We start from the raw sequence: 15,315 nt of genomic DNA on the forward strand, positions 1-15,315 counted from the left end.
CGAAAGCCCCGGCCACCGCCTGGAACCCGGCTCAATCAGTCGAGGCGTGAATCGGGTGGGCCGTTCGCCCGGGGCGCCGCTTTGATGCAGCGCGGGGCGGCGCCAACCCCAGGCTCGAATGAGCCCGGGGCTTGCTTCAAATCTGCCGTGCCCCGGACGGGCCGTTCAGCCCCGTCCGGCGCACGGGTGAATCACTCCGCCCAGTAGCTGTCCGTGTACACGCTGAAGCCGGACACGGTGTCGACGAAGAACGCCGCGCTGTGGCCGCTCCAGGGGTCGCGCGAGTAGCCGTAGTAGCAGCCGAAGAACGAGCGGCCCTCGGTCAGGGCGTACAGGTTCGCCAGGCCGGCGGCCTTCACGTTCGGATCCAGCGCGACACGGCGCTCGGACGCGGCGATGGTGGCCTCGACTTCGGCGCGGACCTCGGCGGCGTCGGCCAGGTACGGACGGGGCTGCTCGCCGAACACCCGCTCCGGCTCGATGCCGAAGCACGAGTCAATCTGGAAATTGTAGAACTGGCCGCCGTGCAGGTTCGTCCACCAGTCGAAGTGGCGCGCCATGAACACGCCGCCGTGCGGAACCGGCTGGTTGTTCACCGCGGCGATGAGCGCCTCGAACGGACGGCTCAGCGTGGCCGCGTTGCGGAGGTTGCGGAAGCTCACCTCGGCGATGCCCGTCGTGTTCGCGATGGCGTCCGCGCTCGTGAACGGGCGCTGGTTGCGCAGGTTCAGCGCGCCGTTCCAGGCGTAGGGGAGGATGTCGTGCAGCTCGGTGGAGCTGACGCTGTTCACCAGCGACACGAGGGCGGCCGCGTCATCGTGCGACAGGGCCAGCCCATCCGCGATGCCGTAGCACTCCACGTCGATGTAGTCCCGGTCCCGGGCGCCGTGCTCGATCTGCTGCAGCCGCGCAGGACCGACCAGCGGCACGGAGGAGATGTCCGCCAGGGACACGAACGGCGACGCCGCGCGCCGGTTGACCAGGTTGTGGACCACGTTGCTGGGCAGGTACGCGTCCAGCGTGTTGAACGAGGCCTGATTGACGAACGCGAGGATGCCCTGGCACTCGACGGCGACGTCCACGTCCGTCTCCGTGAACAGGCCGTGCTGCTGCTCCGCCTGGGGCTGCTGCGTGGACGTTTCGGTTTCGCTCGGGCCACAGCCAACGAGCAGACCGGCGGCGAGGAAGGCAGATCCAACATAACGACGCATTGGGGGAACTCCTGATAGGGGGGACAACGAAGTGCGACGGCTTAATACACCAAATGCTCCTGTTTCTGGCAATCCAGAAACAGATTATTGCCGTGTCACAAAATCGTTTCCGGGCCTGCGCACTTCAAGTGTGGCCAAGGCCCTCTGTGCGTCGCGATAGGGTGGTTTTCCCCTGGGAGACAACCTGGAGCGTCCCTGTCCGACGCCGGAGGTCCGGACGTTTGTTGGTATGCGGACAGGTGATGAATGATTGTCTTTTCTGACGTGTGGATTCGACCTGATACGTCGTCTCGGGCCACGGCTCACGGCTCAGCCCACGCGTGCACGCGCCGGGTGTTCCGGGGCGTGGAGCGTTCGAGGCTGGACGGATTCCGGTGGTTGCCTCCGTGACAGGGCGATTATCGCCCCGAGGCGTCGCGGAGTTGCGCCTCGTCCTTTCGAGGCGCGGCCCAGTCCCAGGCGATCACGGCCCATTCGTCCGCCGCGTCCCGGTAGGTGTGGAGTGTCTTGAAGCCGACCCGCTCGTGCGCGCGCAGGGAGCGAAGGTTTCGCGCGGACACCTCGGTGACGATGAGGTCGAACGCGTCCCGGAAGTGGTCCCGGTGCTGGTGGTAGAGCCGGTCGAACAAGCCCTGGCCCCGGTGCGCCCTGTCGATGCAGATCTGCCCCATCACGTAGAAGCGGTGGTCGCTCAGGGGCTTGCCTCGAAAGTCGAGCGACTCGAGGAGCGCGAACATGGGCTCCAGGACGGGCGCCAGCGCGCGGGCCTCGCGCGGCATCGTCAGGGCGTAGGCCACCAGCGCTCCGTCATGGTGGGCGACGATGCTGGGCGCCATGGCGTGCATCTGCTCCAGCGCCGGCAGGTCGTGCTGGACCGTGACGAACCCCTGTGCGCGCAGTTCGTCCTCGGACAGCGCCTGCTTCAGGTTCTTCTGTTGCAGCGCCAGGATGTGCTCCAGTTCGTCCCGGTTCCGCACGGCGGTGACTGTGTAGGTGGGTTCCATCTCCGCAGGATATGCCGCGGCCGTGCACCTTGCCGAAGCGGCGTGGGGGCGGGCAATCGGCCTCTCCTCGTCGCGCCTTGGCCCAGGCGCTTGTCTGCTCGGGGAGCCTCCTCCGCTGCGCGATTCGCCGCGCGCGCTGTCAGTGCGTGGCTGTTGCCCAGGGTTCACCGCGGTCCGCTCCTCAATTGTTGATGGTCACCAGGAAGCGCGGATTTCTGGTCATGAACGGCCAGGCGTTCACGAGCTTTGTGGCCAGAGGCAGCGCAGGGAGCGGCCGAAAAGTTGAGGAGTGGGAGGCGCGCCGGTGGAGTCCAGGGCAGCGCGTGTCCAGAAAGACAGAAGGCCCACCAGCGACACCTGGAGGGCCTTCCTGGGGGCGCGCCCTGGTGTGCGAGAGGGGCGAGCCGGTAAGGGAGGGTTAGCGCACTTTCGGGGCGGGGCGCCAGAAGCCGGCGCGCGCACGGGAAGGTGCGCGTGGAGTCGTTGCGTCTGGTGGTGTGCGGGCGGCCGGAGTGCCGGCGGCTGTTTCAGCTGTGCAGCCGGTGCGACAGGGGGCAGCGCTACTGCGGGCGTCGGTGCGGGAGGGTGGCGCGCGCGGAGTCGGTGCGTGCGGCCGGGCGGCGCTACCAGCGCACCCGAGACGGCCGGCATGCGCATGCGGAGCGCCAGGCCGCGTACCGGGGGCGGCGACAGAAAGTGACGCATCAGTCTCCCCCGCCAGGGGCCCTGGAGGTGACGGTGTCGCCCGCGCCGGCCCAGGCCACCACGCAGGTGGCCGCGGAGCCGAGCGCAGCGAGGCCCCCTGGGTATGCACCACCGTCCCTTCCTGCCTGCACGTCCTGCGGACGCGCCACCCCCTTCCTCCGTCACACCACCCTGGCGCGCACCCGACTGGGCCCGCGCTGGCGGCGCTGCGCCGGGTGAGGAGGTGCGAGGATGATTGGCCTCGAGGTACGCGCCCGGATTCGCCAACTGCACCACGCGGAGGGCTGGCCGGTGGGCACCATCGCCACGCAGTTGGGGCTGCACCACGACACGGTGGAGGCGGCCCTGGAGGACGCGCCAGTAGCCAGCGCCGACAGCAGCACGGCGAAGCCCACGGTGCTGGGCCCCTACACGGCCTTCATTGACGGCACCCTCAAGGCCCACCCGCGGCTGAGGGCCACGCGCCTCTTCCACATGGTAAAGGCCCGTGGCTACCCGGGCGGCTACGAGCAGGTGAAGCGCTACGTGCGGCGGGTGCGTCCGGGGCCTCAAGCCGAGGCCTTCCTGCGCCGCACCACGCTGCCGGGCGAAGAAGCCCAGGTGGACTGGGGCAGCTTCGGCAAGGTGCAGGTGGGGCGGGCCACCCGGACACTCTCCTGCTTCGTCCTGGTGCTGGGCCACTCGCGCGCCATGTACGCGCGCTTCTTCCTGGGCCAAACCATGGAGTGCTTCCTCCAGGGGCACGTCCAGGCCTCTGAAGCGCTGGGCGGCGTGCCGCGCAGCCTCCTCTACGACAACCTGAAGTCCGTCGTGCTGGAGCGGGCCGGAGACGCCATCCGCTTCCACCCACGCGTGCTGGAGGCCGCCGGCCACTACCACTTCGCGCCCAAGCCCTGCGCCCCTACCGCGGCAATGAGAAGGGCAAGGTGGAGCGCACCATCCGCTACCTGCGCGACTCCTTCTTCGCCGCGCGCACCTTCCACGGCCTCGACGACGTCAACCGCCAGCTTCAGCGCTGGGTGGAGGAGGTAGCCCACCAGCGCCGGGTGCCCGGCGACGCCTCGGGCCGCACGGTGGCGCAGGCGTTGGAAGCCGAGCGCCCCCTGCTGCTGCCCTTGCCCGCGCACCCGCTGCCCACCGACGTGCTGCGCCCCGTCTCCTCCGGCAAGACGCCCTACGTGCGCTTCGACGGCAACGACTACTCCATTCCCGACGGCCTGGTGCGCCGGCCCCTCACGCTGGTGGCCTCCCCCACCAGGGTGCGCCTCCTCGACGGCGCCGAGGAAGTCGCCTCGCACGTGCGCAGCTGGGACAAGGGCGCCGTCGTCGAGGACTCAAGCCACCTGGCCGCCCTGGCCAGACGCAAGGCCCACGCCCACGAGTTGCGCGGCAGGGACTTGCTGCTCGCCCGTTGCCCCCGCGCCGAGCAACTCCTCCAGGCCCTCGCAAACCGCGGCGACAACCTCGGAAACCACACCGTGAAGCTGCTGGCGCTGGCCGACAGGTACGGCTCCGCGGAAACCGACACCGCCATCGCCGAGACACTCGCGCGCGGCGCACTCGGCCCCGCCTCCGTCGCCCACATTCTCGACCAGCGCAGCCGGAAAAAGGGCGCTCCTCCGCCATTGCCCCACGTGCTGCCGGATGACCCGCGCGTGCGCGAGCAGCGCGTCCCCCAGCACTCCCTCAACGCCTACGACGTCCTCCTCGGGCGGGACTCGGAGCAAGCGCCATGAGCCCCTTGAAAGAGCGCCTCACCACCCTGGGCCTGCACCACACCAGTGACACCCTCGAGGACTTCATCGCCCTGGCCAGCAAGCGCAGGTGGGGGCCCATGGAGTTGCTGGAGGCCATCGCCGAGGAGGAGACGAAGGACAGGGCCCGTCGCAGCGTCGAGCGGCGGCTGTCGCGCAGCAAGCTGGGCGCCCTCAGGACGATGGCCGACTTCGACTGGGGCTGGCCCAAGCACATTGACAGGACGGCCGTCGAGAGTGCCCTGGCGCTGGACTTCATGGCCCGCCCCGCCAACGTCGTCCTCGTCGCGCCCCAGGGCCTGGGCAAGACGATGATTGCCCAGAATATCGCCTACAACGCGGTGCAGGCTGGCCACTCCGTCCTCTTCACCACCGCCGCCCAGCTGCTGCTCGACCTCGGAAGCCAGGACTCCGCCCGGGCTCTCGACAGGCGCTTGAAGCACTACTGCACCCAGGCGGGGCTGCTCGTCATCGACGAGATTGGCTACCTCTCCTACGACGCCAGGAACGCCGACCTCCTCTTCCAGGTGGTGTCGCGCAGGTATGAGAAGAAGCCGATTGTCCTGACGACCAACCTCCCGTTTTCGGAGTGGACCACCATCTTCCCCAACGCCGCGTGCGCCATCGCCCTCATTGACCGCGTCATCCACCACGCGAGCATCATCAGCATCGAGGGCGACAGCTACCGAAGGCGCATGGCCGAGGAGTCACGCGCGCAGCGCAAGGCCAAGAAGAGCTGAGCGTCCCCGCTACTCACCGCTGCCCACCGGCCTCGCTCTGCGCCCCGCAACCGGGGCGGGAGCGAGGCCGTCTTGCATTGACTCGACTCGGTACCCGCGCCTGCCGATGACCCGAATTCCGCGCTCCGCGATGACCGCATCGATGACCAGATTCCCGCGCTCCGCGATGACCGCCAACACCTCAATGGCGCGTAGGGCAGTGCGCTGGGCTCGAAGTGGAGGGCCGTGCCGATGGGAAGGCGGGTAGGTAGCAGTCGCCTTTGTACACATAGCCATCTTCGGCACAGTCCTTGGGGTCCACAGCGAGTTTCACCCAACATCCACCTTGGATGGGGACGTGGACCTTGCGTGGACATCGGCCAGATGCGTCGGGGCGCGTCTGGCCGGGAAAGGGCCGTGGTGGCAGGTCCAGCGAGATGGTGGACCATGCGGATGGCGTCTGGGCCGTCGCAACGGGCGCCGCGAACACGCTGTCTCCCACCGCCACCGTGCCGCCGTCGGTTGCCTCCACGGACATCGCCGTCGGCAGGGGACCGACTTCGACCGAGGCGCCCGCGCGGGGCCGCCAGCCGAGGCTCAGCACCAGGGGCCCTCCCAGTCCGATGATGGCGACCCACGGCCACCGGAGCCGTCGAGCTCGATAGCGGAAGGACCGTTCATTCCACTGCGCCGACGCACGGGAGCGCGGGGCACCTCCCACCAGGAGTGGCACCTCCGACCCCGAGCCCGCCCGTGCCGCCGCGGACTCCAGCGCCTCCGCCAACTCGCGGGCGCTGCCTCGGGCGTGAAAGCCTGGGGAGAGCATCCGCGAGACCAGCGCGCTCAACTCCGGACAGCAGCGCCCGTTGACGCCTCGCGGGGACGGGGCCCGTGCTCCTTCGGTATGCCAGCACCGCGACTCGGCCACGTCGGGATGGGTCGACGGTGGATACCGCCCCGTGATCATCCGGAACGCGGTGACCCCCAGCGCGAAGACGTCATCCGCCTGTCCCGGCGCATACGGAGACGCGGAGGCACCCGCCGCGAAGCGCCACGCCTCAGGGGAACGGTAGGCAGGCGTCCCCGGTGGAAAGGGTGAGCACGTCTGCGTCGCCGCGCCCACGAAGTGACTGGAGCCGAAGTCCATGAGGAACGCCTGCCCGTCGGCCTCGCGCACCACCACGTTGTGCCCTTTGACGTCCCGGTGCAGCCCCCCGACCCTGTGAGTGGCTTCCAGCGCCCGCGCCAGCCTCGCGAGCAGGGCCATCACCTGACGTGACGTGGGGCGGTGCTCGCTGGCCCAGTCGTAAAGCGGCGTGCCCTCCACCCAGTCCATCGCGAGGTAGGGGTGGGGCGGTCCCTTGGCGGGTTGCCACTGTCCGCTCGCTCGCAACCGGGGAACGGCGGGGTGGCGGATGCGCGACAGCAGCTCGGCCTCGCGCGCGAAGCGTTCGTCCCGGGGGTGCAGGGCCAGCTTCAGGGCAACGGTGTGCGTGCCCGTGAGGTCCCGGGCCTGGTAGACGGCGCCATAGGTGCCTTTACCTCGCAGGTCCATGAGGCGCCACGGGCCCACCCGAGTCCCTGGCGGGAGGCGGGCCGGATTCAGGAGAGGGAGCCCCATGCAGGCAGAGGCTACTTGCTGAGTAGTCAGTTTGCACCGGAATCTGTCAGGTCAAGGCGGCTCGCTGGGAAGAACCTCAGAAGGCGCAGCGCGCTAAAGGCGACGCAACCGGCGGCCTCGGGGCGGCGGTTGCCGTGCGCCTCACCGGCCATCACCTTGACGCAATGAGCCGATGCCGGGTGGAGTGTCGGCCTGGTCTCCTTCCGGGGGAGGGCGTGCCCATGGCGAGTGTGGTTCCTGCTTACGCGGAGTGGTCGAATCTGGAGCGTCGAATCCGGGCGCTTGTTCCCGAGGCTTTCGACCCGTCTGGCCGAGTGCTCAACCTCATCGCGGGTGAATGGGGGCAGCCCGGAAAGGGGAAGCCCTACCTGTCCCCGGTAGACGGCACCGTCCTGGGCCGTCTGCCCATGATTGATGCGAACACGGCGCGCGTGGCCGCGAGCGCCGCCGCCAAGGAGGCGCGGACCTGGGCCCGCCAGGACCTCGATGCGCGCAAGGAGCGCGTCACCCAGTGCCTGGCCATGCTTCATGAGCAGCGCGAGCTGCTGGCCCTCATCCTGGCCTGGGAGATTGGCAAGCCCGTGCCACAGGCCCGCGTCAGCGTGGACCGCTGTATCACCGGCGTGGAGTGGTACATCTCCCAAATCGAGCCCATGGTGGAGGGCCGCCGTCCGCTGGGGCTCATCTCCAACATCGCCTCGTGGAACTACCCGCTGTCGGTGCTGGTCCACGCGGTGCTGGTCCAGGTGCTCGCGGGCAACAGCGCCATCGCCAAGACGCCCACGGATGGGGGGCTCTACTCGCTGACGCTCTGCATGGCGCTCGCGCGCCGCTGCGGGCTGCCCGTGTCGCTCATCAGCGGCTCGGGTGGACAGCTCAGCGACGCGCTGGTGCGCAACCCGGAGATTGCCTGTCTGTCCTTCGTGGGCGGCAAGGCGAACGGACGGGACATCGCGGCCAGCCTCTATGACCGCAACAAGCGCTACATGCTGGAGATGGAAGGCGTGAACGCCTACGGCATCTGGCACTTCAGCGACTGGGACGGGCTGGCGAAGCAGCTCAAGAAGGGCTTCGAGTACGGCAAGCAGCGCTGCACCGCGTACCCGCGCTTCGTCGTGGAGCGGAGCCTCATGCCGCGCTTCCTGGAGACGTACCTGCCCGTCGTCTCCGCCCTGAAGGTGGGGCACCCGCTGCTGGCGGAGACGCCGGAGGGCGAGCCTCCCGCGCTCGACTTCGGCCCGCTCATCAACAGTCAGAAGGTGGAGGAGCTGCACGGCCTGATGAGCGAGGCGGAGGGCCGCGGCGCCGTGCCCCTCTTCGCCGGGCGGCTGGACTCGGAGCGCTTCCTGCCGGACCAGGACGTCTCCGCGTACCTGGCCCCGCACGCGCTGCTGCACGTGCCGCGCAACTGCAAGCTCTACCACGGCGAGCCCTTCGGCCCCGTGGACACGCTGGTCGTCGTGGACAGCGAGGAGGAGCTCATCGCGGAGATGAACGTGTCCAACGGCGCTCTGGTGGCCTCCATCGCCTGCGACGAGCCCGACACGTGCAAGCGCGTCTCCACCGAGCTGCGCGCCTTCAAGGTGGGCCACAATGCCCCGCGCTCGCGCGGAGACCGGGAAGAGGTCTTCGGTGGCATCGGTGGCTCGTGGAAGGGGTGCTTCGTCGGCGGCAGGTACCTGGTCCAGGCCGTCACCGAAGGCGAACCCGGCGAGCGGCTGCACGGCAACTTCCACGAGTACACGCAGCTCCCCGACACGCGCTGAAGCGGGCTCAGCGCCTGCTCGGGCGCCTGGCGCCGCGCACCTCGTTCGCGAACAGCTCCGCGGCGGGCGTGCGCGGCGCGCCTCTTCGCCACAGGAGCGCCGCCAGCTCGGCCCGGGGCGCGGGGGAGAGCCGCTTCACCACCAGCCCCGCGGCCTCCGCGAGTTGAGGCTCCGGGAGCACCGTCACCGCGAGCCCCGCGCGAACGGTGGCCAGCACCGTGGCCACGGCGTTCGACTCCAGCGCGACGTGCGGCGCAATCCGGATGGCGGCGAACCAGGCATCCACGCGCGCTCGCACGCGCAGCCCTTGGGACAGCAGCGCGAAGGGCTCCTGGGCCAGGGGCTTGGCGCCCACGGCCTCCAGCTTCGCCAGGGCATGGCCCTTGGCGACCACCAGCGCCAGCTTGCTATCGAAGACGGGCTCCGCCTCCAGGTCCGGCGAGCGCGCGGGGGCGTAGCCCAGCCCCACGTCGAGCCGGCCATCCGCCAGCCGCCGCTCCACCCTCCGCACCACGGCCTCCTCCGCGCTCAGCACCAGCCCCGGGTGCTTGCGCAGCACGGCGGAGAGCGCGGGCAACACGACGCCGCGCATGCTGGGCGGGTAGCCCACGCGCAGGGCGCCGGTGGTGAGGCCCCGCAGCGCGCCCACGGCGACTCTCCCCGCGTCCACGTCCTCCAGCGCCCGCGAGGCGTAGGTGCGGAACAGCTCGCCCGCTTGCGTCAGCCGCACGCCGCTCCGGGCGCGCTCGAAGAGGGGCGCGCCGAGCTCCTCCTCGAGCTGGCGAACCTGCTGCGACAGCGTGGGCTGCGAGACGTGGACGCGCCTGGCGGCTCGCCCGAAGTGCAGGGTGTCCGCGACGGCGGAGAAGTACCGGAGGTGGCGCAGTTCCATGGCCGCATCATAGGCATTGCCTATCAAAGCCATGGGAACAAACGAATGTACCAATCATGGCCCGCGCGTAAGTGTTCTCCCATCGCGAGGTCGCGAAGGAGGCACTCGATGAAGGCGGCAGAGCTGTTCGTCAAAGCGTTGGAAGCGGAGGGCGTGCGCAGCGTCTTCGGGCTTCCCGGGGAGGAGAACCTGGACGTCATCGAGGCCATGCGGGCCGCGGGAATGCGGTTGGTGCTCACCCGTCATGAGCAGGCCGCGGGCTTCATGGCGGCCACCTATGGGCGGCTCACCGGCCGCGCGGGCGTCGTCCTGTCGACGCTGGGGCCCGGGGCGACCAACCTCGTCACGGCCGCCGCCTACGCGCAGCTCGGCGCCATGCCCATGGTGATGGTCACCGGGCAGAAGCCCATCCGGGCCGGCAAGCAGGGCCACTTCCAGATTGTCGACGTGGTGGGGATGATGCGCCCGCTGACGAAGCTGACGCGCACGCTCGTGTCGGCGGAGCATGTCCCTTCGGCCGTGCGTGAGGCGTTCCGCCGCGCCGAGGAGGAGCGCCCCGGCGCGACGCACCTGGAGCTGCCGGAGGACGTGGCCCGGGAGCAGACGGACGCCGCGCTGCTGGCGCCCAGCGCCCAGCGCCGGCCCGTGGCGGACGAGGCCTCCATCGCGCTGGCCGTCGAGGCGATTGCCTCCGCTCACCGGCCCTTGCTGATGATTGGCGCGGGCGCCAACCGCAAGCTCACGTCGGAGATGCTCCGCGTCTTCGTGGACAAGACGGGCATCCCCTTCTTCAGCACGCAGATGGGCAAGGGCGTCGTGGATGAGTCGCATCCCCTGTGGATGGGCACGGCGGCGCTGTCGGAAGGGGACTTCGTCCACCGCGCCATCGAGGCCTCGGACTGCATCATCAACGTGGGCCATGACGTCATCGAGAAGCCGCCGTTCTTCATGCGCGACAGTCGCCGCACGGTGGTGCATCTCAACTTCTCGTCGGCGGCGGTGGACCCCGTGTACTTCCCGCAGCTGGAGGTGACGGGCGACATCGCGAACGCGGTGTGGCGCATCGGTGAAGGGCTGGGGGCTCGTGCGCACTGGGACTTCGCGCCCTTCGAGAAGTTCCGCGCGGGGCTCGAGGCGCAGCTCGCGCACGGTGGGGATGACGACCGCTTCCCCATCTACCCCGCGCGGCTCGTCGCCGAGCTGCGGCGCGCGGTGCCGGACGACGGCATCGTGTGCCTGGATAACGGCATGTACAAGCTGTGGTTCGCTCGCTACTACCGCACGCGCCGGCCCAACACGCTGCTGCTCGACAACGCGCTGGCGACGATGGGGGCCGGGCTGCCTTCGGCCATCGCGGCGAAGCTGGTGCATCCCCGCCGCAAGGTGGTGGCGGTCTGCGGAGACGGCGGGTTCATGATGAACTCGCAGGAGCTGGAGACGGCCGTTCGGCTGGGGCTGGATTTGACGGTGGTCGTCGTGCGCGACGACGGCTACGGGATGATTCGCTGGAAGCAGGGGGAGATGGGCCTGCCGGACTTCGGCATGGCGCTGGGGAACCCGGACTTCGTCCGTTACGCGGAGGCGTATGGGGCCCATGGCCACCGGCCGGCCAGCGCGACGGAGTTCGGCGCCACGCTGGCTCGCTGCCTGGCGTCGAGCGGCGTCCACGTCATCGATGTGCCCATCGACTACTCGGACAACGCACGGGCGCTTGGCGCGGGTGCGGAGGAACTCGCCGCGCTCTGAAGGGCGCGGCGGTTCGCGAACACTGGAGGAACACCATGCTGGCTGAACGTTACCCGTACTACCTGGCCAACCGTCCCCGGCAACCCAACGCGGAGCTGGCCGTCACCCACAAGTACTCGGGCGAGGTCGTGACGCACGTCGCGGTCGCGGATGCCGCGGCCGTGGAGGAGGCCATCACCGCCGCGGTGCGCGCGGCCGAGCCCATGCGGAAGCTGGCGCCCTACGCGCGGCAGGCGGTGCTCGAACACTGCGTGCGCCGCTTCCGCGAGCGCGCGGAGGAGCTGGCGCTGGCGCTCTGCATCGAAGCGGGCAAGCCGCTGCGCGACGCGCGAGGGGAAGTGGACCGGCTCATTGAGACCTTCAAGGCCGCCGCCGAGGAGGCGGTGCGCGGCGGGGGCGAGGTGCTGAACCTGGAGGTGTCGAAGCGCGCCGCGGGATACCGGGGCTTCACCCAGCGCGTGCCGGTGGGGCCGTGCTCGTTCATCACCCCGTTCAACTTCCCGCTCAACCTGGTGGCGCACAAGGTGGCGCCGGCCATCGCCGCGGGCTGCCCGTTCATCCTCAAGCCTTCGGACCGAACGCCGGTGAGCGCACTCATCATGGCGGAGGTGCTGGCGGAGACGGAGCTTCCCGAGGGGGCATTCTCCGTGCTGCCCGTGCGGCTGGAGGACATCGCGCCGCTCATCGAGGACGACCGGCTGAAGCTGCTCTCCTTCACGGGCTCGGAGAAGGTGGGGTGGGAGCTGAAGGCGCGAGCGGGCCGGAAGAAGGTGGTGCTGGAGCTGGGCGGCAACGCGGCCTGCGTGGTGGACGAGGCGCCGGGCGCGCCGCTGGACTTCATCGCGGACCGGGTGGCGCAGGGCGCCTTCTTCCAGGCCGGGCAGAGCTGCATCTCGGTGCAGCGCGTGCTGGTCCATGCGTCGCTGTACGACGCGCTCCGGGAGCGGCTCGTCGAACGGGCGAAGGCGCTGCGGCCGGGCAATCCGTTCGATGAGGCCACGACGCTGGGACCCATGATTGACGAGCCCGCGGCGCGGCGCCTGGAGGGCTGGATTCAGCAGGCCGTGCAGCGCGGGGCGCGGGTCCTCGCTGGTGGCGGCCGGCGCGGCTCGGTGCTGGACGCCACGGTGCTGGAGGGGGTCCCCAAGGATGCGTCGCTGAGCAGCGAGGAGGCCTTCGGCCCGGTCGTCCTGCTCCAGCCCTTTGACACCTTCGACGAAGCCTTGGCGCAGGTGAACAGCGGGCGCTTCGGACTCCAGGCGGGCCTCTTCACGCAGGACCTGTCGCGGGCGATGAAGGCCTGGGACGAACTGGAGGTGGGGGGCGTCGTCGTCGGCGACGTGCCGAGCTTCCGCGTCGACACCATGCCCTACGGAGGCGTGAAGGGCTCGGGCATCGGCCGCGAGGGCGTGAAGTACGCCATCGAGGACATGACGGAGCTCCGGCTGCTGGTGCTTCGTCAGGCGTGAGCACCCGGAGACGCTTGGAGCGAAGAAAAGGGGAGCGTCCTTGTGGGACGCTCCCCTGGAAACGGGACGAAGCAGTCGCGTGCGAAGGGGCGTGCACCCACTTCACTTCAGGCCCGCCAGGACGCTGCGGCTGTCCCTTCCCAAGGCGTACGCAAGCCTGTCCAGCCATGCTGCGCTGAAGGACCTGCTGGGCGAGGTTCGGAAGGTGCTTCCAGTCGAAGGAGTGCGTCGGCTGCCCCTGGGCGTCGCGGTCGTACCTCGGCCATGGGCCCGGAACGCGGCGCCGCCTCCGGACTTTTCCTCCGCGTCGACAGGTGGCGGCGGGACGGCTGCTGGCGATATGAGACACTGCGCCAGCCACCGCACCCATGGACGAGAAGCGCTACCCCATCCCGGCCGGGCTCCACCGGGTGGAGCAGGACATCCAGAAGAGCCGCTTCATCACCACGGCCGCCCACACGCCCACCGTGGAGGAGGCGAAGGCCTTCATCGCCCGCGTCCGCGAGGAGTTCGCCGACGCCACCCACAATTGCTGGGCCTTCGTCGTCGGGCCTCCGGGCTCCACCGCCCAGGTGGGCATGAGCGACGACGGCGAACCCCATGGGACGGCCGGTCGGCCCATGCTCACCGCGTTGCTCCACGGGAGCGTGGGCGACGTGGCCATGGTCGTGACCCGCTATTTCGGCGGGACGCTGCTCGGAAAGGGCGGGCTGGTGCGCGCCTACACCGCCGGCGTCCAGCAGGCGCTCGAGAGCCTCCCCACCACGGAGCGTGTGCGCAAGACGCGACTGGCCGTCGAGGTGGAGTACACGCACGTCGACGGGCTGCGCCGCCTGCTGCCGTCCTACGAAGCGCAGGTGCTGGCGGAGGAGTATTCGGCCACCGTGGGTTACCGTCTGGAACTGCCCGTCACTCAGGTGGCGGCCCTGCGGACCGCGTTGAACGACCTGACACTGGGACAGGTGCTCGTCGAGCCGCTCGATTCGGACGATTGACCCTGGGCCACGGAGGGGAGAGCCTGCGGCCCGATGAGCGCCGGTCCCGACCTCTTCTCCGCCTCCGTCGACGTGAATCGCTTCGCGCCCCTGGCGGAGCGGATGCGGCCTCGCACGCCTGACGAGTTCATCGGTCAGTCCCACCTGCTGGGGCCGGGACGTCCGCTGCGCCAGCTCATCGAGCGCAAGGCCATCGTCTCCTCCCTCTTCTGGGGGCCTCCGGGCGTGGGCAAGACGACGCTCGCGCGGATGATGGCCACCGGCGTGGACGCGGAGTTCGTCATCCTCTCCGCCGTGTCGGATGGCATCCCCCGCATCCGCGAGGTGGTGGCCGAGGCCGAGCGCCTGCGCAACCAGTACAGCCGCCGCACCGTCCTCTTCGTCGACGAGATTCACCGCTGGGCGAAGAACGTGCAGGAGCAGGCGCTGCCCCACGTGGAGAGCGGCCTCTTCGTCCTCCTGGGCGCCACCACGGAGAACGTCAGCTTCGAGGTCCGCCCCGCGCTCGTCAGCCGGTGTCGTGTGTTCCAGCTCAAGGAGCTCACCGTCGCGGACATCCAGTCGGCGCTGACGCGGGCGCTCGGTGACTCGAAGCGGGGCCTGGGGGCGCGCAACCTGACGGTGGGAGAAGAGGCGCTGACGCTGCTGGCGAAGGGCGGCGTGGGCGACGTGCGCAAGGCGCTGGGGGCGCTGGAGCTGGCCGCCAGCCTCACCGCGGACGGCGCGGAGATTGCGCCCGAGACGGCGCGCGAGGCGGTGGGCACCAGTCTGTCCCGTCACGACAAGGATGGGGACCAGCACTACGACTTGCTGAGCGCGCTGCAGAAGTCGTGCAGAGGCTCCAACGTCCAGGGCGCCGTCTTCTGGGCGGCGAAGCTGCTCCAGACAGGCGACGTGGCGTCCCTGTGGCGACGGCTCAAGGTGATTGCCGTGGAGGACGTGGGCATGGCGATGCCGGAGGCCATCAGCATCGTGCGTGACTGCGAGGAGTCCTTCCACGCCATGGGCATGCCAGAGGGGCGCATCTGTGTGGCGCACGCCGTCGTCCTGCTGGCCACGGCGAAGAAGAGCAACCGTGCCTATGCGGCGTTGGACGCGGCGCTGGCGGCGCTCCAGGAGCATCCCAACGCGGAGCCTCCGCTCCACCTCCGCAACGCGCCCACCGAGCTGATGAAGGAGCTGGGGCACGGCAAGGGCTACCAGACGCCCTGGAACTTCAAGGACCACTACGTGCCCGGGCAGACGTACCTGCCCGCCCCGCTGGAGCGTTCCGTCTTCTACCGCCCGAGCAAGGAAGGCTACGAGGCGGAGCTTCACGAGCGCATGAGCCACTGGTGGCGCGAGGACAAGGCGTCCCGCGGCGAGTAGTCCGGGTCGCCCTCACGGGCCAGTGATTGCCGTCCGGTGCGCAATGCGACTGGGCAGCAGTTCGG

Annotated in this window: 12 protein-coding genes; 8 read left to right on the forward strand and 4 right to left on the reverse strand. The window is 69.8% G+C overall.

Annotated features, from left to right (window positions below; all coding sequences use genetic code 11):
• Positions 1-191 precede the first annotated feature (191 nt).
• Both KGD87_RS03325 and KGD87_RS03330 read right to left on the reverse strand, forming a co-directional pair.
• Positions 192-1,211, reverse strand: a complete 1,020-nt coding sequence (locus KGD87_RS03325) for a hypothetical protein (protein WP_284666108.1) — start codon at positions 1,209-1,211, stop codon at positions 192-194.
• 398 nt (positions 1,212-1,609) lie between these two features.
• Positions 1,610-2,215, reverse strand: coding sequence for a GNAT family N-acetyltransferase (locus tag KGD87_RS03330; protein ID WP_284666109.1), 606 nt, complete (start codon positions 2,213-2,215; stop codon positions 1,610-1,612).
• A gap of 936 nt (positions 2,216-3,151) precedes the next feature.
• Here KGD87_RS03330 and istA point away from each other — a divergent pair.
• The 3 genes from istA to istB are packed head-to-tail and all read left to right on the forward strand — an operon-like array spanning position 3,152 to position 5,414.
• Positions 3,152-3,952, forward strand: coding sequence for an IS21 family transposase (gene istA / locus KGD87_RS03335; protein WP_284666110.1), 801 nt, complete (start codon positions 3,152-3,154; stop codon positions 3,950-3,952).
• Complete coding sequence (locus KGD87_RS03340; RefSeq protein WP_284666111.1) at positions 3,847-4,656, forward strand: Mu transposase domain-containing protein; 810 nt, start codon at positions 3,847-3,849, stop codon at positions 4,654-4,656. Before istA ends, KGD87_RS03340 begins: the two co-directional genes overlap by 106 nt.
• Entirely contained in the window at positions 4,653-5,414 is a 762-nt protein-coding gene (gene istB, locus KGD87_RS03345; RefSeq protein WP_284665360.1) for an IS21-like element helper ATPase IstB, read from the forward strand. The genes KGD87_RS03340 and istB overlap by 4 nt, the downstream gene beginning before the upstream one ends.
• Positions 5,415-5,595: 181 nt before the next feature.
• Here the strand turns inward: istB and KGD87_RS03350 are convergent, their stop codons facing one another.
• Positions 5,596-6,948 carry a serine/threonine-protein kinase gene (locus KGD87_RS03350; RefSeq protein ID WP_284666112.1) on the reverse strand — a complete coding sequence of 451 codons (1,353 nt, stop codon included), beginning with the start codon at positions 6,946-6,948 and terminating at the stop codon, positions 5,596-5,598.
• A gap of 287 nt (positions 6,949-7,235) precedes the next feature.
• On the opposite strand from KGD87_RS03350, the gene KGD87_RS03355 reads away from it, so the two are divergent.
• Positions 7,236-8,780 carry an aldehyde dehydrogenase family protein gene (locus KGD87_RS03355; RefSeq protein WP_284666113.1) on the forward strand — a complete coding sequence of 515 codons (1,545 nt, stop codon included), beginning with the start codon at positions 7,236-7,238 and terminating at the stop codon, positions 8,778-8,780.
• A gap of 7 nt (positions 8,781-8,787) precedes the next feature.
• Here the strand turns inward: KGD87_RS03355 and KGD87_RS03360 are convergent, their stop codons facing one another.
• Positions 8,788-9,672: a LysR substrate-binding domain-containing protein gene (locus tag KGD87_RS03360; RefSeq protein ID WP_163783402.1), complete on the reverse strand. Its 885-nt coding sequence runs from the start codon at positions 9,670-9,672 to the stop codon at positions 8,788-8,790.
• Positions 9,673-9,780: 108 nt separating this feature from the next.
• On the opposite strand from KGD87_RS03360, the gene KGD87_RS03365 reads away from it, so the two are divergent.
• The 4 genes from KGD87_RS03365 to KGD87_RS03380 all read left to right on the forward strand — a co-directional run bounded on the left by KGD87_RS03365 (position 9,781) and on the right by KGD87_RS03380 (position 15,250).
• Positions 9,781-11,418 carry an acetolactate synthase large subunit gene (locus KGD87_RS03365; RefSeq protein ID WP_284666114.1) on the forward strand — a complete coding sequence of 546 codons (1,638 nt, stop codon included), beginning with the start codon at positions 9,781-9,783 and terminating at the stop codon, positions 11,416-11,418.
• A gap of 35 nt (positions 11,419-11,453) precedes the next feature.
• Entirely contained in the window at positions 11,454-12,887 is a 1,434-nt protein-coding gene (locus KGD87_RS03370) for an aldehyde dehydrogenase family protein (RefSeq protein WP_284666115.1), read from the forward strand.
• A 368-nt stretch (positions 12,888-13,255) separates the two neighbouring features.
• On the forward strand, positions 13,256-13,882 hold the full coding sequence (locus KGD87_RS03375; protein WP_284666116.1) for a YigZ family protein: 627 nt from the start codon (positions 13,256-13,258) through the stop codon (positions 13,880-13,882).
• 33 nt (positions 13,883-13,915) lie between these two features.
• Positions 13,916-15,250 (forward strand): replication-associated recombination protein A, encoded by a 1,335-nt coding sequence (locus KGD87_RS03380; RefSeq protein WP_284666117.1) that lies wholly within the window; start codon positions 13,916-13,918, stop codon positions 15,248-15,250.
• Positions 15,251-15,315: the final 65 nt, after the last annotated feature.

Source organism: Myxococcus sp. SDU36, assembly GCF_030168875.1.
In the GTDB taxonomy this organism is placed as follows: domain Bacteria; phylum Myxococcota; class Myxococcia; order Myxococcales; family Myxococcaceae; genus Myxococcus; species Myxococcus vastator.